The organism is Aurantimonas sp. C2-5-R2, from assembly GCF_036549495.1.
Taxonomy (GTDB): Bacteria; Pseudomonadota; Alphaproteobacteria; order Rhizobiales; family Rhizobiaceae; genus Aurantimonas; species Aurantimonas coralicida_A.
In genome coordinates, this window is sequence record NZ_JAZHLJ010000004.1 from 122,097 (window position 1) to 141,810 (window position 19,714).

At 65.3% G+C, this 19,714-nt stretch carries 21 protein-coding genes; 16 read left to right on the forward strand and 5 right to left on the reverse strand.

From position 1 onward, the window contains the following. The first annotated feature begins 1 nt into the window (after nt 1). From VQ044_RS03425 to mbfA, 7 genes are all read left to right on the forward strand, one after another. Complete coding sequence (locus VQ044_RS03425) at nt 2-1,345, forward strand: dihydrolipoamide acetyltransferase family protein (RefSeq protein WP_327645227.1); 1,344 nt, start codon at nt 2-4, stop codon at nt 1,343-1,345. 2 nt (nt 1,346-1,347) lie between these two features. Next, entirely contained in the window at nt 1,348-2,745 is a 1,398-nt protein-coding gene (lpdA, locus tag VQ044_RS03430; RefSeq protein WP_331827617.1) for a dihydrolipoyl dehydrogenase, read from the forward strand. A gap of 1,125 nt (nt 2,746-3,870) precedes the next feature. After that, nucleotides 3,871-5,160, forward strand: a complete 1,290-nt coding sequence (gene murA, locus VQ044_RS03435; protein WP_327645230.1) for a UDP-N-acetylglucosamine 1-carboxyvinyltransferase — start codon at nt 3,871-3,873, stop codon at nt 5,158-5,160. 249 nt (nt 5,161-5,409) lie between these two features. Continuing rightward, nucleotides 5,410-5,628 carry a translation initiation factor IF-1 gene (gene infA / locus VQ044_RS03440; RefSeq protein WP_024349579.1) on the forward strand — a complete coding sequence of 73 codons (219 nt, stop codon included), beginning with the start codon at nt 5,410-5,412 and terminating at the stop codon, nt 5,626-5,628. A gap of 21 nt (nt 5,629-5,649) precedes the next feature. After that, entirely contained in the window at nt 5,650-6,291 is a 642-nt protein-coding gene (locus VQ044_RS03445) for a Maf-like protein (RefSeq protein ID WP_327645233.1), read from the forward strand. Further along, nucleotides 6,288-6,491: a DNA gyrase inhibitor YacG gene (yacG, locus tag VQ044_RS03450; RefSeq protein WP_327645235.1), complete on the forward strand. Its 204-nt coding sequence runs from the start codon at nt 6,288-6,290 to the stop codon at nt 6,489-6,491. Before VQ044_RS03445 ends, yacG begins: the two co-directional genes overlap by 4 nt. 453 nt (nt 6,492-6,944) lie before the next feature. After that, complete coding sequence (mbfA, locus tag VQ044_RS03455) at nt 6,945-7,928, forward strand: iron exporter MbfA (RefSeq protein WP_327624345.1); 984 nt, start codon at nt 6,945-6,947, stop codon at nt 7,926-7,928. A gap of 11 nt (nt 7,929-7,939) precedes the next feature. Here mbfA and VQ044_RS03460 read toward each other — a convergent pair whose 3' ends face one another. From VQ044_RS03460 to VQ044_RS03470, 3 genes are all read right to left on the reverse strand, one after another. Further along, nucleotides 7,940-8,650: a transglutaminase-like cysteine peptidase gene (locus tag VQ044_RS03460; protein WP_327624344.1), complete on the reverse strand. Its 711-nt coding sequence runs from the start codon at nt 8,648-8,650 to the stop codon at nt 7,940-7,942. Between the two features lie 195 nt (nt 8,651-8,845). Next, nucleotides 8,846-9,652 (reverse strand): alpha/beta hydrolase, encoded by an 807-nt coding sequence (locus VQ044_RS03465; protein ID WP_327645239.1) that lies wholly within the window; start codon nt 9,650-9,652, stop codon nt 8,846-8,848. A gap of 144 nt (nt 9,653-9,796) precedes the next feature. Next, nucleotides 9,797-9,991 (reverse strand): hypothetical protein, encoded by a 195-nt coding sequence (locus tag VQ044_RS03470; protein WP_327645241.1) that lies wholly within the window; start codon nt 9,989-9,991, stop codon nt 9,797-9,799. Between VQ044_RS03470 and infC the strand changes: the two genes are divergently transcribed. Continuing rightward, on the forward strand, nt 9,979-10,518 hold the full coding sequence (infC, locus tag VQ044_RS03475; protein ID WP_327624404.1) for a translation initiation factor IF-3: 540 nt from the start codon (nt 9,979-9,981) through the stop codon (nt 10,516-10,518). The two genes, VQ044_RS03470 and infC, sit on opposite strands and share 13 nt — an antisense overlap. Nucleotides 10,519-10,656: 138 nt before the next feature. Here the strand turns inward: infC and VQ044_RS03480 are convergent, their stop codons facing one another. After that, entirely contained in the window at nt 10,657-11,589 is a 933-nt protein-coding gene (locus VQ044_RS03480; RefSeq protein WP_327645242.1) for a hypothetical protein, read from the reverse strand. A gap of 337 nt (nt 11,590-11,926) precedes the next feature. Between VQ044_RS03480 and rpmI the strand changes: the two genes are divergently transcribed. From rpmI to pheT, 8 genes are all read left to right on the forward strand, one after another. Next, a complete protein-coding gene (gene rpmI, locus VQ044_RS03485) occupies nt 11,927-12,127 on the forward strand; it encodes a 50S ribosomal protein L35 (RefSeq protein ID WP_327624341.1) in 201 nt (66 codons plus the stop codon). Nucleotides 12,128-12,165: 38 nt separating this feature from the next. Continuing rightward, a complete protein-coding gene (gene rplT / locus VQ044_RS03490) occupies nt 12,166-12,585 on the forward strand; it encodes a 50S ribosomal protein L20 (RefSeq protein WP_327624340.1) in 420 nt (139 codons plus the stop codon). A 150-nt stretch (nt 12,586-12,735) separates the two neighbouring features. Further along, nucleotides 12,736-13,821 (forward strand): phenylalanine--tRNA ligase subunit alpha, encoded by a 1,086-nt coding sequence (gene pheS, locus VQ044_RS03495; protein ID WP_327645243.1) that lies wholly within the window; start codon nt 12,736-12,738, stop codon nt 13,819-13,821. A 42-nt stretch (nt 13,822-13,863) separates the two neighbouring features. Then, nucleotides 13,864-14,139 carry a BrnT family toxin gene (locus VQ044_RS03500; RefSeq protein WP_327645244.1) on the forward strand — a complete coding sequence of 92 codons (276 nt, stop codon included), beginning with the start codon at nt 13,864-13,866 and terminating at the stop codon, nt 14,137-14,139. Then, entirely contained in the window at nt 14,117-14,410 is a 294-nt protein-coding gene (locus VQ044_RS03505; protein WP_327624337.1) for a BrnA antitoxin family protein, read from the forward strand. The genes VQ044_RS03500 and VQ044_RS03505 overlap by 23 nt, the downstream gene beginning before the upstream one ends. Continuing rightward, nucleotides 14,407-14,832 carry a GFA family protein gene (locus VQ044_RS03510; RefSeq protein ID WP_327645245.1) on the forward strand — a complete coding sequence of 142 codons (426 nt, stop codon included), beginning with the start codon at nt 14,407-14,409 and terminating at the stop codon, nt 14,830-14,832. The genes VQ044_RS03505 and VQ044_RS03510 overlap by 4 nt, the downstream gene beginning before the upstream one ends. 55 nt (nt 14,833-14,887) lie before the next feature. Then, the gene (locus VQ044_RS03515; protein ID WP_327645246.1) at nt 14,888-15,298 is read left to right on the forward strand and encodes a hypothetical protein; all 411 of its coding nucleotides are present in this window, start codon (nt 14,888-14,890) and stop codon (nt 15,296-15,298) included. Between the two features lie 180 nt (nt 15,299-15,478). After that, on the forward strand, nt 15,479-17,893 hold the full coding sequence (pheT, locus tag VQ044_RS03520; protein WP_327645247.1) for a phenylalanine--tRNA ligase subunit beta: 2,415 nt from the start codon (nt 15,479-15,481) through the stop codon (nt 17,891-17,893). A 57-nt stretch (nt 17,894-17,950) separates the two neighbouring features. Here pheT and VQ044_RS03525 read toward each other — a convergent pair whose 3' ends face one another. Continuing rightward, a complete protein-coding gene (locus VQ044_RS03525; protein ID WP_327645249.1) occupies nt 17,951-19,483 on the reverse strand; it encodes a YifB family Mg chelatase-like AAA ATPase in 1,533 nt (510 codons plus the stop codon). Nucleotides 19,484-19,714 lie beyond the last annotated feature (231 nt).

The following is a 19,714-nucleotide window of genomic DNA, read 5'->3' on the forward strand; positions in this document are numbered from 1 at the left end:
GGTGGGCACCTACACGATCAAGCTGCCGGATGTCGGCGAGGGCGTCGCCGAGGCCGAACTCGTCGAATGGCATGTCAAAATCGGCGATCCGGTCCAGGAGGACATGATCCTCGCTGCGGTGATGACCGACAAGGCGACGGTCGACGTGCCCTCGCCGATGGAAGGCACGGTCAAGTGGCTCGGGGGCGAGGTCGGCGAGACGCTCGCCGTCGGCTCGGCGCTGGTCAAGCTGGAGGTCGTCGGCGAGGGCGGCACCAACGAACCCGACGAGAACCCGTCGGAGGGGACGGAAAAAACCGGCGACGAACCGCAAGCGCCGCCAAAGACCGGTGCGTCTGATGTTGACGACGGCAAGGCGGCAAGCCGGAGCACCGGTCGACCAGCTGAAAAGGCGTCGGCGCGCCCGACGACAAGTCCTGGGGCTGGGGGCGCAGTCGGTCCACCCCGCAAGCCGGGTGAAAAACCACTGGCCTCGCCCGCCGTGCGGCGCCGCGCCATGGAGGCGGGCGTCGATTTGCGCCGCGTCGCCGGTTCGGGCCCCGCCGGACGCATCTCGCAGACCGATCTCGACGCCTATCTAGACGGCGGTGCTGCGCCATCGGCGGGGCGCGGGCTGGTCGCCGACACCGCGGTCACCGACGTCAGGATCGTTGGGCTGCGGCGCAAGATCGCCGAGAAGATGGCGCTGGCGAAAAGCCGCATCGCCCATATCACCTATGTCGAGGAGATCGACGTCGAGGCGCTGGAAGAGCTGCGCGCCGCCCTCAACCGCGACCGTCACGAGGGCCAGGGAGAGGGGCGCCCAAAACTGACACTGTTGCCGTTCCTGATGCGGGCCATGGTGACCGCCATCCGCGACCAGCCGGCGCTGAACGCGCTCTATGACGACGAGGCGGGCATCCTCCACCAGCATGGCGGCGTGCATATCGGCATTGCCGCGCAGACCGATTCCGGCCTCGTCGTGCCAGTCGTGCGCCATGCCGAGGCCCGTGACATCTGGGGCTGCGCCGCGGAAGTGGTGCGGCTTGGCGAGGCGGCGAAGGCCGGCACGGCCAAGCGCGAGGAACTGTCCGGCTCGACCATCACCATCACCTCGCTCGGCGCGCTCGGCGGCATCGCGACGACGCCGGTGATCAATCATCCGGAGGTCGCCATCGTCGGGGTCAACAAGATGGAAATACGCCCGGTCTGGGACGGTAGCCGGTTTATTCCCCGCAAACGGATGAACCTGTCGTCGAGTTTCGACCACCGGGTGATCGACGGCTGGGACGCCGCCCGCTTCATCCAGCGCGTCAAGGCGCTGTTGGAGAACCCGGCGATGATCTTCGTCGAGGAGGGGCGCTGACCGTGGCCGACATCTCCTGCCAACTCCTTGTCATCGGAGCCGGTCCGGGCGGCTATGTCGCCGCGATCCGCGCCGGACAGCTCGGCCTCGACACTGTCATCGTTGACGACCGCAAGCCGGGCGGCACCTGCCTCAATATCGGCTGTATCCCGTCGAAGGCGCTGATCCACGCGACGGACGAATTTTTCGCGATGCGCGAGGCCGCTGCGAAGCGCGGCATTCCCGGCATTTCGGCGTCCGAGCCAAGTCTCGACTGGGCCGAAATCGTCGGCTGGAAGGACGGCATCGTCAACCGGCTGACCAATGGCGTCACCGGCCTCCTCAAGAAGGCGCGGGTCAAGCTCGTTCCCGGCCGCGCCCGCTTTCTCGACGGCAAGACCGTAGAGGTGACCAGCGAGACCAGCGTTCAGCGCATCGTTGCCGACAACATCATCATCGCCACCGGATCGGTCCCCGTCGAACTGCCGATGCTGCCCTTCGGCGGCAAGGTGATGTCCTCGGAAGAAGCGCTGAGTCTTGCCGCGCCACCCAAACGACTCGCCGTCGTCGGCGGCGGTTATATCGGCCTCGAACTCGGCACCGCCTTCGCCAAGGCCGGATCGACGGTGACGATCGTCGAGGCGACGGACCGCATCCTGCCGACCTACGACGCCGATCTGGTGCGGCCGGTGCGGGCGCGGCTCGACGCTCTCGGCGTCGACATCCTGACCGGCGCCAAGGCGAAGGGGCTTGCCGGCGAGGATGGCGACCTTCTGGTCGAACTGGCCGACGGCTCGGAGCGCCGGATCGGCGCCGACAGCGTCCTCGTCACCGTCGGCCGCAAGCCGCTGACCGAGGGCTGGGGCCGCGAGGAACTGGTTCTGGAAATGGAGGGGCCATTCCTCAAGATCGACGAGACCTGCCGCACGGCGATGCGCGGCGTCTACGCGATCGGCGACGTCGCCGGCGAGCCGATGCTCGCTCACAAGGCGATGGCCGAGGGCGAGATGGTGGCCGAGATCGTCGCCGGTTTGCGCCGGAGCTGGGACAAACGCGCCATTCCCGCGATCTGCTTCACCGACCCTGAAATCGTCACCGTCGGCCTGTCGCCCGAACAGGCGAAGGCGTTGGGCACTGAGATCAAGATCGGCAGCTTCCCCTTCCAGGCGAACGGCCGGGCAATGACGCTCGACCGTGACGACGGCTTCATCCGGATCGTCGCGCGCGCCGACAATCACCTCGTGCTTGGTATCCAGGCGGTCGGTGCTGGCATTTCCGAACTGTCGGCGGCGTTCTCGCTGGCGCTGGAAATGGGTGCCTGCCTGGAGGATGTCGCCGGTACGATCCACGCCCATCCGACGCAAGGGGAAGGCTTCCAGGAAGCCGCCTTCAAGGCGCTCGGTCACGCGATTCACGTGTGACAACGGCTGCAGGTCTGTGAGGGCGCCATGGATAGCCACGCGCCCGGGGAGTTTATGAAGTTTAAGGCACGAAAGGAGGGGTGAGGTGCGAGTCTGGCGCCCCTTGCAATCAGGCGGTCACCCCTGTGTTGCTAAGGGGATCCACACACCGGAGGAATTGCGGCAAAGGATCGCTGACAAGTCATCCTTCCGGTTGCCGCGAGCAACGGTTTCCCGAGTTTCGCGACACCACCGGCGGTCCTGCGCGCGGTAGGTCCGCACGACCGTAATCGTTCCTTGGGCCCCGCTACGCGATTTCCAGCTTCGGCTTGTACCGGAGGGTTGCCGTTCTAAAAGTTGCTGCCGCGCTTGCCCGGCGATGGATTGGTCCGCCGCTGTCAGCGCCATGACGGCTGAGCGATTTGCGCCTGCCGTCGTGCAGCCGGCAATCAACAGCGCTGTCGCCAGGCTGATTGCTGCCTTTGACGCGCGAATTGTCACTGCCATCCAGACTTCAGCCCCTGCCGTTCTTCCGAGGCCGAGACGCTCGTCATCTCTTCGGATTTTACTGCCCTCTCCAAGGACCGCGACGCTGACCGCGCGGCGGCGATTCGGGAGGCCTGGGTCTGACCGGGACTTGCACTCAGAAAGGCCGCTCGTTCGGTCGCGACCTTCCTCGCGTGATCATCGTCATCGTCATCGTCGCTGGCATCTGAGTCGGAATTATCGTCGGAGTCGTCATTGGAGTCGCTGTCGGAATCATTGCCAGAGTCGCTATCGGAATCGCCCGAATCGCTGTCGCCAGCCGAGTCGCCTCCCGAATCGCCGGAGTCGCTATCGGAGCCGCCAGAGTCGCCGCCGTCGCCTCCCTCTTCGCTCCATGCGGGTTGCGGTGTGAGCGCCGGGAGAATGAATGCGCTTCCGGCCAGCAGGCATGAAAGCATGAAAAGCATCGGATTGACGCGTTTGGCGCTCACGAAAAACTCCTCCCCGATGAGATTATCGAAAAACTACTGTTGGACCTGAAAGTGCCGCCACAAATCTTAACAATGTCCTAACAGGCCCGGCAGGGTCATTTGAATCGGCGGTCCCTCTCGTGTACAGACGCGCCCTGCGGGGGACGCACACAGGCTGGACGAAGACTTCATGGATCGCATTCGCATTCGCGGCGGCAACGAGCTCAGCGGCACAATACCGATTTCCGGCGCGAAAAACGCCGCGCTGCCGCTGATGATCGCCTCGCTTCTGACCGACGACACGCTGACGCTCGAAAACGTCCCGCATCTGGCCGATGTCGAGCAGCTGATCCGCATTCTCGGCAATCACGGTGTCGATTATTCGGTGACCGGCAAGCGCCTGCGGCAGGACGCCAGCCTTGGTCGTACGATCCACTTCACCGCCCGCAACATCGTCGATACCACGGCGCCCTACGAGCTGGTGTCGAAGATGCGCGCCAGCTTCTGGGTGATCGGGCCGCTGCTCGCCCGCATGCACAAAGCCAAGGTGTCGCTGCCGGGCGGCTGCGCCATCGGCACGCGGCCGGTCGATTTGTTCATCGACGGCTTGCGCGCGCTCGGCGCGACGATCGACATCGAGGCCGGCTACGCCATCGCCGAGGCCAAGGGCGGCCTTGTCGGCAATCGCTTCGTGTTTCCGAAGGTCTCGGTCGGCGCCACTCATGTCATGCTGATGGCGGCCAGTCTCGCCAAGGGCGAGACGGTTTTGGAAAACGCCGCGCGTGAGCCCGAAATCGCCGATCTCGCCCGTTGTCTCAACGCCATGGGCGCCAAGATCGAAGGCGCCGGAACGTCGACGATCACCATCCAGGGCGTGCCGATCCTGTCCGGCGCCCGCCACCGGGTGCTGCCCGACCGCATCGAGACCGGCACCTTCGCCATGGCCGTGGCGATGACCGGCGGCGACGTGACCTTGACCGGGACCAATGTGGAATTGCTGCAGACGGCGCTGGGGACCCTGCGTGGCGCCGGCGTCACGATCGATGCGGTCGAGGAGGGGATTCGGGTCTATCGCAATGGCGGCGGGATCGCGCCCGTCGATGTCGTGACCGACCCCTATCCGGGCTTTCCGACCGACCTGCAGGCGCAACTGATGGCGTTGATGACACGCGCGGAAGGCACCTCGCATATCACCGAAACGATCTTCGAGAACCGCTTCATGCACGTTCAGGAACTCGCCCGGCTCGGCGCCAAGATATCCCTGTCCGGTCAGGTCGCGACGATCGAGGGTGTGCCGCGTCTGGCCGGGGCGCCGGTGATGGCGACGGATCTGCGGGCATCGGTCTCTCTGGTCATCGCCGGCCTTGTCGCCGAGGGCGAGACGACGGTCAGTCGGGTCTACCATCTCGATCGCGGTTTCGAGCGGCTTGAGGAAAAGCTCGGCGCTTGCGGTGCCGACATCGAGCGCATTTCCGGCTGACGCTGCGGCGGGGACTCGATCCGGCCGCCAAAACGGCGTAGGAGAAGAGCCGCGCGACCGTCATCCGGATCGCCGCCCACCGACGGAACGGTCCCGGCGCCGCCAAATCGTGGCGGCATATTGCTTTTTCGGCGGTTTGCCCCGATTTATGGCGCGAATTTCCAATTCGTCGCCGCCCGATCGGGGCGGCTTTCCTTCGCCGCGAAGCTTCCGCTTCCCGCTCCGACATCGCTCAAGGCTCTACACCATATGGCAAAAGAAGAAGTTCTCGAATTTCCCGGTACCGTCACCGAGTTGCTGCCCAACGCCACCTTCCGCATCAAACTCGAAAACGAGCATGAGATCATCGCCCACACGGCGGGGCGGATGCGCAAGAACCGCATTCGCGTCCTGACCGGCGACAAGGTGCTCGTCGAGATGACGCCTTACGACCTGACCAAGGGTCGCATCACCTATCGTTTCAAATAGCCTGACGAGCGGACAGTCTTGATGCCAGCGCGCCCCCTCCTGGTGCTCGCCTCGGGTTCGCCGCGGCGGCTCGAACTTCTCAATCAGGCCGGGATCGAGCCGGATCGCCTGCTGCCGGCCGATCTGGACGAGACCCCCCAGCGCAACGAGCATCCCCGCTCGCTGGCCAAGCGCCTGTCGAAGGCCAAGGCCGAAGTCGCCGCCAAGGCGCTCGGCGAACTCGACATCGACGGCCCATCCTACATCGTCGCTGCGGACACGGTGGTCTCCGTGGGGCGTCAGATCATGCCGAAGGGCGAACTCGTCGAGGACGCCGTCGCCAATCTGCGCACGCTCTCCGGGCGAACCCATCGGGTCTATACCGGCGTCTGCCTGATCGGCCCGCGGGGCGCCCTGCGCCAACGGCTGATCGAGACCCGGGTCCGCTTCAAGCGGCTGTCGCGCCAGGACATCGACAGTTACATCGCGTCCGGCGAGTGGCGAGGCAAGGCCGGCAGCTATGCCATCCAGGGGCTCGCGGGCAGCTTTGTCGTCCGGCTTGTCGGCTCCTATACCAACGTCGTCGGCCTGCCGCTCTATGAAACGCTGGCATTGCTGGCGGGTGAGGGTTACGACATCCATGCACGGTGGAAGGCCGCCACGGTCGCGACGGAGGACGCATGAGCCCCGGTCCGGCCACGGTCACGCCGCTCCGGCCCAAGCGGCGCTGTCCGGAATGCGGCCGTGCCGCGGGGCGCGAAAACTACCCGTTCTGTTCGGCGCGCTGCAAAACCGTCGACCTGCATCGTTGGCTGAGCGGAAGCTACGTCATTCCGGCGACGGAGGAAGAGCCCTCGGATCCGCAGGCAGGAGACGCCGACTAGAGCCGACCTGGTCTTGCGCGACGGGCATCGATGAATCCGTTTTGGATCGGGGTGTTTGCGCGTCCGGCGGCGGCGTCTCGGTCAGCTTTGTCCCACTCAATTCCATGACATAGCGCTGTACGGGGCCTGTCGAGCGCGAACGCAGACGGGCGATTCCGAGCGCCTTGAGCGCGGCTTCGACCTCTTCGGCGAGCTGCCGGTCGTCGTCGATAGGCATGGGTCATCCTTCTTCCGACACGGCCGAGCGATGTATCGGGCCAGCCGATAAATCGGGCGTGTCTTTCAAGTGTTTATATTTTCGTAATCATGATGAATGTCGGCTGAACACTGCCAGGCGGCCTCGCCGCGGGTGCGGCGCCAAGGCGGATCGGGATGCCTGACACCGGTCTCGCGCGGCTTGCGAACGAGAGAACCAATCAATAGATTGGAATCATTCTAAAGAAAGAATCGCCGATGTTGAGCCGTATGACCGCGTTCACCCGCCGAACGATCGACGACCTGTCGGAAGCCGAGATTCTGGCACTCGCCATCGGAGCGGAAGAGGAGGATGGCCGGATCTATGGTGCCTTCGCCGACGGCTTGCGCGAGAACTATCCGGCGTCGGCCAAGATTTTCGAGGCGATGGCGGAGGAGGAGGATGAGCACCGGCGTCGGCTTATCACGCTGTTCCGCGAGAAATTCGGCGAAAGAATCCCGCTGGTGCGCCGCTCCGATATTCGTGGCTTCTATCAACGCAAGCCCGATTGGCTGGTTCGCCCGCTCGGGATCGAGCGGGCGCGTCAGGCGGCCGCTGACATGGAACGGCAGGCGGCGACCTTCTATCGGGAGGCGGCAAAGCGCAGTCAGGACGCGGGCGTTCGGCAATTGCTCGGCGATCTCGCCGCCGCCGAAGCACAGCATGAGCGAACCGCCCAGACGCTTGTCGATGAGACGATCACCGAAGGCGTTCGGTCGGAGGAGGCCGAGACCGAGCGGCGGGCGTTCATCCTCACCTATGTCCAGCCGGGTCTTGCCGGGTTGATGGACGGGTCCGTCTCGACGCTCGCACCGATCTTCGCCGCCGCCTTCGCCACCCACGACAGCCACCAGACGCTGTTGATCGGGCTTGCCGCATCAATCGGTGCCGGCATCTCCATGGGCTTTACCGAGGCGGCCAGCGACGATGGCGTGCTGTCGGGACGTGGCTCTCCCATGCGCCGCGGCATCGCCTCCGGCGTGATGACCGCGCTCGGCGGTCTCGGCCATGCCTTGCCTTATCTGATTTCGGACTTTTGGACCGCGACGGCGATCGCCTTCGTCGTCGTCTTCTTCGAACTGTGGGCAATTGCCTTCATTCAGAACCGCTATATGGACACGCCCTTTCTGCGGGCGGCGCTACAGGTGGTCCTGGGCGGAGCGCTGGTCTTCGCGGCCGGCGTTCTCATTGGCAATGCCTGACGCCCTCGGGGTCATTTCTCGACGGCGCTGACGATTACGTCCCCGCCGTGCCCAATGTCGATCCAGCGGCCGGGATCGGCGCTGCTTTGTCGTTTGAGATATTTGTAGGGCGTGTCCGCCCAGGCCAGGATACGCCATTCGAGATTGTCGAGGATGAAGTCGCCCTGCGTCGTTCGCAACGTCAGCACCGCGTGGCCTTCGCCGTCCGGCCTGAGGACGACCGTGATCAACAGGTTGGCGAGATCGATGCCTTTCTGTGAGAGCACACGGCGTTTTAAGAGGACGAAATCCTCGCAGTCGCCCTCGACGGCCGGATAGGCCCAGCGCTCCTCGACACCGTAGATATCCAAGTCGGAACGGGCTTTGATGCGGGCGTTGATGGTCGTGTTCACGGCAGCCACCGACAGGATGAGGGGACGGCTCAGCTTCAGTGGAGCTGCGGTGATCCCTGCGGCGGGCGGCTCGCACTCGCGCGAATATTCCTGACAGAAGAGCAGATGGCCGATCGGTTGTGTGGTGGGATTGCCGAGGCCCATGAAGGCGCCACGCGGCTCCGAGCGCGCCGAAGTGGCAGTGACCGACAGACAAAGCAGTACCGTGGCGCCAAATGCGCGAAAGGCCCCCATTTCGTACTCCCCTTTGTACGAAAAATGCGTAGATGGCTCATGGTTGAAGCAATCGTGAAAACTGTCAACACATTCAGAGGGTTGCAGAAGCTTCAATGACCAGCCCCACTCAAGGCTCATCGTCGATAGCGAGAGTTTACCCGCGGCCGGCGGCCGGAATCGCGCGCCAGCGCAGCCAACTAAGTCGAGGGAATAAAAGGGAATTGTCGCGGCGGGCCGCGGCGCAAGTGATAAAAATACGACATCGGCCCGCCAACAGTCGTGGCGGAAGGATTGGAACGGAACCTTTGGTCAGCTACCGTCGCGCGCCGCGGTAACCAGATCGAGGGCGGCGCGCTCGATGAGTTCGAGATCCTGCGGCCGCGACAGACGATGGTCGCCGTCACGGATCAGGGTTACGATGACGCCCTCCGACGGCAGATGCGTCACCAGTTCGAGCGCGTGCGCGACCGGCACGTCTTGATCCGCCATGCCCTGGATGATTGTCACCGGACATCGCGTTTCGATCAGCCCCTCCATGACCAGATTCGCGGCGCCATCCTCGAACAGCTTCCGGGTATAGATGTTCGGCTCCGGCGAGTAGTCGGAGGGCTCGGCGATGAAGCCGTCGCGGTCAAGGGCCGCGCGTTGGTCGTCGCGCAACTTCGGTTCCATCAGCCGATGGGTGAAGTCCGGTGCCGGCGCCAGCAGCAAAAGCCCGGCGACCTCGGCTGGCTTTCCGGCCGCCAGCGCCGTCTGGACGAGACGCAGCGCGATCCAGGCCCCCATCGAAGAGCCGATCAGGATCGCCGGACCGTCGACCGCGGCGTCGATGACCGCGGCGGCCTCCTCGGTCCAGCGGCCGATCGTGCCGTCCTCGAACCGCCCGCCGGACTCGCCATGGCCGGAATAATCCAGCCGGCAAAAGGCGAGCGCCTGTTTTTCGGCCAGTTGCGCCAGGTGCTCGGCCTTGGTTCCGTGCATGTCAGACCGGTAGCCACCGAGCCAGACGAGCGCCGGCGCGTCACCCGCCTGGGTGCGAAAGGCGATCGTGCGGGCGCTCGACCCGGAGCCGACGGTGATGGTGCGCGGCTGTTCCGCCTTGGTCTCTGACTGCATGATCGTCGCGGTCCTTTCGTTGCCGGATTGATGGGCGGTACTGGCGAAACCGGTTGGCAGGTTCCATGTTCGATGGTGTCGGGCAGTGACCGTCCGTGCGCTAATGACGCGAAGAACGAGCTGGCGAAAGGGTTGCCAGGACCGTCATGGCAGCTTTTTATCGCCGTGGGCGTGCCATTCGCCGATGTCGATGCTATAGAGGACGCCGCTGATTGGGCGCGTGATGAAACTTTGACGTTCGGTTTTCCCATAAGGCAGGGGAATCCGGCAGCCGTTGGCGTTTTCATGGCCCACCCGGGGATCGTCAATAACAGGAGAGAACGACCATTCGCAGACCATTTCGTGCACCGCCGACCCAGAAAGAGGGGCCGCGCTCCAACAAGGAGATTCGCGTTCCGCAGGTTCAGTTGATCGATACCGAGGGGACGAACCTCGGGCCTGTGGCAACGCAGGACGCTTTGACGATGGCCGAGGACGCGGGGTTGGATCTCGTCGAGATCGTGCCGACCGCCAATCCGCCGGTCTGCAAGATTCTCGACCTGGGCAAGCTGAAATACGAGAGTCAAAAGAAGGCCGCTGAGACACGACGGCGCCAGAAGACCATCGAGGTCAAAGAGATCAAGATGCGGCCGAACATCGATGAACACGACTACGAGACCAAGATGAAGTCGGTCCGTCGCTTCTTCGACGAGGGCGACAAGGTCAAGGTCACGTTGCGGTTCCGTGGGCGTGAAATGGCTCATCAGGAACTCGGCATGCGGCTTCTCAACCGCGTTCGTGAGGAAACGGCTGAAATCTCGAAGGTCGAGGCCGAGCCGAAGCTTGAAGGCCGCCAGATGATGATGGTCTTGGCACCGCGAGGCTGAACGGCTCATCCGGGTCCGCGGTACACACCTTGCGGCGCGGGGAATGTAAAACCCTGCCGCCGCTCGCCTGACCGCCCGGGCGAAATCCCGGCCTGATTCTGTGGCGCCGAACGCCGGCGGCCTTTCGCCTAGGTGGGCCTATCGATTTGCCGCCGAGGCGCGCAGCGCATTCGTGTTGCCGTATGATGGTTCGCAATCCCCGATGATCGCCACGAGGGTTTCCTCGACGCCCTTGGCCAACGCGTTGAACCGTCTGCTTCCAGTCCTGCGCCCCACGGCGCGAAGCGTGACAGGCAGCGGAGCCGTGCATCGGACCCCTTTGAGGTCGACGGTCTCCACGTCGCTTTCCCCGTATACGATACGGCTGGCTGCCAGACGCAGGCGGTCATTGTCGTTGTTGACGGCCGCACGCAACGAGCCGCGGCACCCCAGCGGAGCAAAGAACCGGCGGGTGGTGACGATCTCCTCGGCGGCCGTGTTCACGGCCAAGGGCCTCAGGCCTGCCGACAATAAGACGACCCCGACGGACAGTTCGTCCCAGATCGACTCGATCGTCGCCCGGTCGGGCTGCTCGGTCGTGCCAAGGCCGTACGAGATCAGAAACGACCGTCGCAGATCCGGCGCCAGCCGGCGCAGAAGCGTCGCGATGGCCGCGTCGTATCGATCGCCGAGCGGGAGCGGAACCTGAACCGACAGAACCCACAGGCGGGAGGCTCGCCGATGAAGGACAATCCCTGCCCCGCCATGTGCGATGCCGTCGTCGCGTCGCCGGGACGAGGGCAGGCCGGTCTCCGGCAATTCGCTCATCCGAAAGATCGTACCGACGGAAAGGTAATCGAGGCCCTGGGCATCCCATCGTGCGCCGACGATCCGGCGCAACGTTGGATTGCCGGCGCAAAATCGCCCACTATCAGCCGCGCCGGCGCCAACACGCTCCAGCACAGCCGAGGCACTGGGAAAAAGTCGCTCCAGCGAGGTTAGAACCGCGGCCCAGTGACAGGGGCAAATCGAAGCCAAGGCGGTTTTTTCCCGGACATCGCCGAGTCGCCCCGGAAATTGAATGAGCGTCATTGCTCTCCATCCCTTGCCCCACCAGTATCTTTTCATCGAGTGTGTTGGATGGCAAGGGACCAATTCCGCGTTGTGGAGGTTGTCGGAAAGTGAGGAAGCGGCGGAACAATCGAGCCAGCGAGGGGCGCGGATTTTCGTCCGGCCGCCGTGGCCCGCGCGCGAGGGCTCTTGCTTCCGCTTGCGAGGCACCTTATAAGCCCGTCGTCCAAGCGAACCGACCGGCAGGGCATGCCGTGGCGGTTCTCAATGCTGTCGCGACAATTCCGAATGAGACCGGAGCGGAGCAGGCCGGAAACGGTGGCCCGTCTAGTCGCGATCCTCACGTTAGGAGAGCAAAATGCCCAAGATGAAGACCAAGGCGAGCGCCAAGAAGCGCTTTAGAATGACGGCCTCCGGCCGCGTGAAGGCGGGTGCCGCCGGCAAGCGCCATGGCATGATCAAACGCTCCAACGACTTCCTTCGCGACTCGCGTGGCACGATGATTTTGTCGAAGCCCGACGAGCGGATCGTCAAGACCTACATGCCCTACGACCGCTGAGCGGCGTCGCGCATTTCTAGAATTCCAGGAGCAAGATCATGGCGAGAGTGAAACGGGGCGTCACGTCCCATGCCAAGCACAAGAAGGTTCTCAAGCAGGCCAAGGGTTTCTACGGCCGCCGCAAGAACACCATCCGCGCCGCCAAGGCCGCCGTCGACCGGTCGAAGCAGTACGCCACGCGCGATCGCCGCGTAAAGAAGCGCAATTTCCGCGCTTTGTGGATTCAGCGCATCAACGCCGCCGTCCGCGAGCATGGCTTGACCTATGGCCGCTTCATCGACGGTCTGGGCAAGGCCGGGATCGAGGTCGACCGCAAGGTTCTGTCCGACATCGCGATCCACGAGCCGGAGGCCTTCGCGGTTCTCTGCGAGCAGGCGAAGTCGGCGCTGGCCTATCTCAAGGACAGCAAGTTCGAAGGCGCCTACGAGCGCGCCGTCGGCGAGAAGCGCGCGGCCTGAAGCCACGCCGCATATGACGCCAGGAAGGCCCGCGCCGCACCGCTGCGCGGGCCTTCCGCGTTTCGGGAGGGCGCTGGCGACTTCCCTCGGCGCGCCGCAAGCGCTAATCAGGCCGCCAGGCCGCCGGCGCGGCAAAGCATGGAGTGACAGGTGAGCGACACCGAAGCGTTCGAAGCACGGCTCGAGGCCGATATCGCAGCGGCCGGCGACGAGGCCGCGCTGGAGGCGATCCGGCTTGCCGAGCTCGGCAAGAAGGGCCGCATTTCCGAGATGCTGAAAGGCCTCGGCAAGATGAGCCCGGAGGAGCGCCGCGAGGCGGGTCCCAGGCTCAATGGGCTGCGCGATAGGGTCCAGGCGGCGATCGCGACACGGCGCGAGCAATTGGCTGACGTGGCGATCGCGGCGCGGCTCGCCGCCGAGCGGGTCGACGTCACCTTGCCGGTGCGTCCGAGCCCGGCGGCGCGCGGGCGCATCCATCCGATCAGCCAGGTCGTCGACGAGATCACCGCGATCTTCGCCGACATGGGCTTTGCCATCGCCGAAGGTCCGGACATCGAGACCGACTACTACAATTTCACCGCGCTGAATTTTCCCGAAGGCCACCCGGCCCGCGAAATGCACGACACCTTCTTCCTGAAGGCGAACGCGGCGGGCGAACGCAAGGTGCTGCGCACCCACACTTCGCCCGTGCAGATCCGCACCATGGAGAGCCAGAAGCCGCCGATCCGCATCGTCATTCCGGGCAAGACCTATCGGCAGGATTCCGACGCGACCCATTCGCCGATGTTCCATCAGGTCGAGGGGCTGGTCGTCGACAAAACCGCCAATGTCGCCAACATGAAGTGGGTGCTGGAAGAGTTCTGCAAGACGTTCTTCGAGGTGCCGTCGCTGAACATGCGCTTCCGCCCCTCCTTCTTCCCATTCACCGAGCCCTCGCTGGAAGTCGACATCCAGTGCGACCGGTCCAAGCCCGGCGAGGTGCGGTTCGGCGAAGGCTCGGACTGGATGGAGATCCTCGGCTGCGGCATGATGCATCCGAACGTCCTGCGCGCCGGCGGCCTCGATCCAGACGAATATCAGGGCTTTGCCTGGGGCATGGGCATCGATCGTCTCGCCATGCTGAAATACGGCATGCCGGATCTGCGCGCCTTTTTCGACGCCGACATCCGCTGGCTCGAGCATTACGGCTTCCGGCCGCTCGACATGCCGACCCTGTTCGGAGGATTGAGCTCTTGACGGATCGGATTGTGGCCATGATTTGATTGACGGGCGCCGCCATTGGAGCTTGAATGGGACGAGGAAAAACGGCGGCGCACGCTTTTGGAACGCGGCCTCGACTTTGCGGATGTCGTGGAGTTCGAGTTCGAAACGGCAACGACCGTTGAGGACAATCGGCGTCCCTATGGCGAGGCACGGATGATCTCCACCGGTTATTTCCGCGGTCGCGTATGCGTCGTCTGTTATACGTACCGTTGGGACTGCGTCCGGATCATTTCGTTCCGAAAGGCCAATAGCCGGGAGATCGAGGACTATGAGCAGACTGCCGGACGATAGACCGCCGCTGACCGACGAGGACGGCGAGGTCCGCGAACTGACGGCGGAGGATTTTCGCCACTTTAAACGGGCACGCGAAGTCCATCCCGAGCTCGTGGATGCCTTCGCCAGGCTTCGGGCTCAACGCGGCTCCCAGAAAGCGCCGACCAAGGAGCGCGTCGGCCTGAGGCTCGACCGCTCGGTGATCGATCATTTTCGCGCTGGCGGTCCGGGCTGGCAGTCGCGGATCAACGCGGTTCTGGCCGAACATGTGAAGGCCGCCGGAAGGTGAGCGAAAGAGCGCCCCCTGATGTCCGCCACGCTGGCGGCTGCCGTTGCGGACGCGTCCGCTTTCGTGCCTCGGCCGACCCAATTTTCACCAGCTATTGCCACTGCCGTGACTGCCGCAAGGCGTCCGGTGCGCCGGTTCTGGTTTTCGTCGGCTTCTACCGCGATGACGTCACCTTCGAGGCGGCAGGCGAGAAGGACTATGGCGATGGCCCGGCCAGGCGCTCGTTCTGTCCCGAATGCGGGACGCCGATCGCCTATCGCGACGATCGGCTGGCTGATCGCATTTACTTCGTTCTCGGAGCGATGGACGCGCCGCAATGCTACCCGCCGACCCATCACGCCTTTCTGTGCGAGGCGCTGGATTTTCCGGCGATCGAGGATGGCCTGCCGCGATATCGGCGGTTCAGCGTAGAGCGGCCTTGATTTCTGACGCAATGCCGCAGATGGACATCCTTCAAGGCAACAACGGAACCCCGCCATGTCCCCGCGCATGATCGTCCTCGAAGTGATCGCCGTCGTCGCCGGCGCGATCATCGGCTTGCTTGTCGTCGATTTTTTCCACTGGCTGTTCGCCGATGGTGCCTTCTTCGCGCTGCTGTCGTCGCTCGGCCGCATCGTGGTGGCGCTGGTGACCGTCGGCCTGTTCGCCTTCTACTATCGCTCGATGCCGCCGACGCCGGCCGCGCTCGCTTCGTTCTTCACCGGCGTCGGCCTGCCGGCAATCCTCGACAAATTCGGCTTCGATTCCCCGCTCAGTTGGGGAACGCTGTTGTTCCTGTATGCGATTTTCGCCGTCGTCGCGCTGTTCACCTATCGCTTCGTCCATGCCAACGCGGCCGTCCGTCGCGTGGCCGGCGAAATCACCTCCTCCGACGGCCCGAATCCGTAGAGCGGGCATTTCCGGTAGTCTTCCGCCGGCGACCTTTCCGTTGACGCGGACAACCTTCGCGTCCTACGCAGCAGGGCCGCGCCCGGCGCGTGTCTTGCGCCGAGCGCCGGCTCCGTTCTTCGAGACATCCATCCTTCGCGCCGCAAGGCCCGCTCGCAACCCAACCGACGATCGCTTCCCATGAAATTCACCCTCTCCTGGCTCAAGGATCATCTCGACACCGACGCATCCCTTGCCGCTATCTGCGAACGCCTGACGATGATCGGGTTGGAGGTCGAAGCCGTCGACGACCGCGCCGTGTTCGCGCCGTTCCGGATCGCGCGGGTGCTCTCCGCCGAAAAGCACCCTGACGCCGACAAGCTGAAGGTGTTGACCGTCGAGGCCGGGCCGGAGATTAACGACGGCAAGCCGCTGCGGATCGTCTGCGGCGCGCCGAACGCCCGCGCCGGGCTGGTCGGCGTCCTCGCGATCCCCGGCACCTATGTGCCAGGCATCGACACGACCCTGTCGATCGGGCGGATTCGCGGCGTCGAATCCCACGGCATGATGTGTTCCGAGCGCGAACTGGAACTCTCCGACAGCCATGACGGGATCATCGATCTGGCGGAAGACGCACCGGTCGGCGCCAAATTCGCCGACTATGCCGATCTCGCCGACCCGGTCATCGAGATCAATTTGACGCCGAACCGCCCCGACGCGACCGGCGTTGCCGGCATCGCGCGCGATCTCGCCGCCTCCGGCCTCGGAACGTTGAAGACGAAGGCGTCGGAGCGGATCGAAGGGGAAGGCGACTGCCCGGTCGCCGTTCGTGTCGAGAGCGCCACCTGCACCGGCTTCGCGCTCCGCCAGGTGGCGGGAGTCGCCAACGGCGCCTCGCCGCAGTGGATGCAGAAGCGTCTGCGGGCGATCGGACTTCGCCCGATCAACGCCCTCGTCGACATCACCAACTACGTCACCTTCGACCGCGGCCGGCCCCTGCACGTCTTCGACGCCGCCAAGGTGGCGGGCGATCTCGTCGTGCGCGACGCCAAGGCCGGCGAGGCGGTGCTGGCGCTCGATGGCCGCACCTACACGCTCGCCGACGGCATGTGCGTCATCGCCGACGACAAAGGAGTGGAATCGATCGCCGGGATCATGGGCGGCGAACAGTCCGGCTGCGACGCGGCGACCACCGACGTCCTCATCGAGTCGGCGCTTTGGGAGCCGGTCGACATCGCCCGCACCGGCCGGACGCTCGGCATCATTACCGACGCCCGCTACCGCTTCGAGCGCGGCGTCGACCCGGCCTTCATGGAGCCGGGGCTGGACCTCGCGACGCGTCTGGTCCTCGATATTTGCGGCGGCACGCCGTCGCGGCGCACCGTCGTCGCGGAAGCGACGCGTGAGACGCGGTCGATCCCGTTGCCCTTCGGCGAAGTCGAGCGGTTGACCGGGCTGACCGTCACGCCGGACGAGCAGGTGGCCATCTTGAAGCGGCTCGGCTTCGGTGTGTCGAGCGACGGCGCGGCGGCAAGCGTGACGGTTCCGAGCTGGCGCCCCGACGTGGACGGCAAGGCCGATCTCGTCGAGGAGATCATGCGCCTCACCGGCGTCGAGACGATCGAACCCCAGCCGCTGGCGGCCGCGGCTTCCGTCAACACCCGCATCCTCACCGTTCCGCAGATCCGCGACCGTGCCGCCCGCCGGGCGCTGGCCGCGCGCGGCATGGTCGAGACCGTGAACTACAGCTTCATTCCCGAGAACCACGCCATGGCTTTCGGCGGCGGCACTGAGGCGCTGAAGCTGGAAAATCCGATCTCGGCGGACATGTCCGACATGCGGCCTTCGCTGCTGCCGGGCCTGATCGCGGCCGCAAGCCGCAACGCTGCCCGGGGCTATGGCGACACCGCCCTGTTCGAGGTGGCGGCGGTCTACGCCTCCGACGAGCCGGACGGCCAGATGCGCGTCGCCGGCGGCGTGCGGCGCGGGACGGCCGTGCATAGCGGCGCGGGCCGGTCCTGGGACTGCAACGCCCCCGCCGTCTCCGTCTTTGAGGCCAAGGCCGACGCCATCGCCGCGCTGGAAGCGGCCGGTGCGCCCGTCGACCGGCTGATGATCGAAGCACCTGCGAGCGATTGGTATCATCCCGGCCGCTCCGGCCGTATCAAGCTCGGCCCGAAGGTGATCCTCGCCGAGTTCGGCGAGTTTCATCCCAAAACCTTGAAGCAGATCGACGCTGCCGGCGCGTTCTGCGGCTTCGAGGTGTTCCTCGACGCGATCCCCGAGCCCAAGCGCAAGGCCACCCGCACCAAGCCGGTGCTGACCCTGTCGCCGTTCCAGCCGGTGCGCCGCGACTTCGCCTTCGTCGTCGATGCCGGCGTGGAGGCGCTGAAGCTCGTGCGCGCCGCCGAGGGTGCGGACAGGAAGCTGGTCGGCGAGGTACGCGTCTTCGACGTCTTTTCCGGCGCAGCGCTCGGCGAAGGCAAGAAGTCCGTCGCCATCGAGGTGACCCTCAATCCGGCCGACCGGACGCTGACCGACGAAGATTTGGAAGCGGTTTCGGCCAAGATCGTCGCCCAGGTCGAAAAGGCCACTGGCGGCACGCTGCGCGGCTGACGCTCCACTGCGAATGGGGCAACGGCCTCGGCGGCTGCCGGCGATCGCGCTGCGCGCTCACGCCGCGGCCGCCAGCCGCTCGCCGGCGACGCGGTAGGAGATCGCCTCGGCGAGATGAATACGCCTGACGGTTTCGTCCTGGTCGAGATCGGCCAGGGTGCGCGCGACCTTCAGGATGCGGTGATAGGCGCGGGCCGAGAACCTCATCTGCTCGGCGGCATCCCGTAGGAGCTTCAGGCCCTCGGCGTCGGGCGCGGCGATCGTCTCGATGAGGGCGGCCGAGCAATGGGCGTTGACCGTCGCCCCGGACAGGCCTTCGGCCTCGTAACGCTCGATCTGGAGCGCGCGGGCCGCCGCCACCCGTGCCTTGACCGCCAGTGACGTCTCGGACGGCTGCGGCCGGATCATGTCGGCGGCGGTGACCGCCGGCACGTCGACGCGCAGATCGATCCGGTCCATCAGTGGGCCCGAGATCCGCGCCTGATAATCGGCCGCGCAGCGGGCCCCGCGCGCGCAGGAGCGGCCGGGCTCGCCGGCCATGCCGCAGCGACAGGGATTCATCGCCGCGACCAGCTGCATCTTGGCTGGATAGGTGACGCGGTGATTGGCCCGCGCGATGACGCTCTCGCCCGCCTCGAGCGGCTGCCGCAGCGAGTCGAGCACCACCGGCGAGAATTCGGGAAACTCGTCGAGGAAGAGGACGCCGCGATGGGCGAGCGACACCTCGCCGGGCCGGGCGCGCAAGCCGCCGCCGACCATCGCCGCCATGGAGGCGGAATGATGCGGCGCGCGGAACGGGCGCCGGTCGGAGAGCTTTCCCCCGGAGAGTTCTCCGGCGATCGAGGCGATCATCGAGACTTCGAGGAGTTCCTTGGGGGTCAGCGCCGGCAGGATCGAGGGCAGCCGCTGGGCGAGCATCGACTTGCCGGAGCCGGGCGGTCCGACCATCAGGAGATTGTGGCCGCCCGCGGCGGCGATTTCGAGCGCCCGCTTGGCGACCGTCTGCCCCTTGATCTCGGAGAGGTCCGGCAGGTTGGCGGGCGCGGCCCTGACCGCCGGTTCCGGCCGCGCGACGATCTGGGTGCCGCGAAAATGATTGGCGATCTGGATCAGGCTGCGGGCGGCAATGATGTCCATGTCGCCGCTTGCCCAGGCCGCTTCCGCGCCACAATCGGCCGGGCAGATCAGCCCGAGACCGATGGCGTTGGCGCCGATCGCGGCGGGGAGCGTCCCGGCCACCGCAGTCAGCATGCCATCGAGCGAGAGTTCTCCCAGGACAACGTAGCCCGCGAGCATGTCGGAGGGGATCGCGCCGAGCGCCGCCATCAGTCCGAGCGCGATCGGCAGGTCGTAGTGGCTGCCCTCCTTGGGCAGGTCGGCCGGGGCGAGGTTGACGGTGACCTTTTTGGGCGGCATCGACAGGCCCGAGGCGTGCAGCGCCGCCTGGACGCGTTCCCGGCTTTCGGCGACCGCCTTGTCGGGCAGGCCGACGATCTGGATGCCGACCTTGCCGGGGGCGACCATGACCTGGACGTCGACCGGGACGGCCTCGATTCCCTGAAACGCGACGGTCTTGACGCGCGACACCATGGCGTCACCCCCTCGAACCGGCGGCCTGTTCCCCGCCACGGGGAGTGCGGCCGCCTTGACCAAGAATGCCTCAAGGTAAGCATGATTTTGGGAATGAAACAAGAACATCATTCGAACAAAGCCGCGCCGAATCGAGTCGCGTCGTTCAAGCGGATGATTCCTTAAAGGCAAATAAATTCAGGATTAGCCATGTTTTCCGGCCTCGGCGGCTCACCTCGCAGGGCCCGCTGA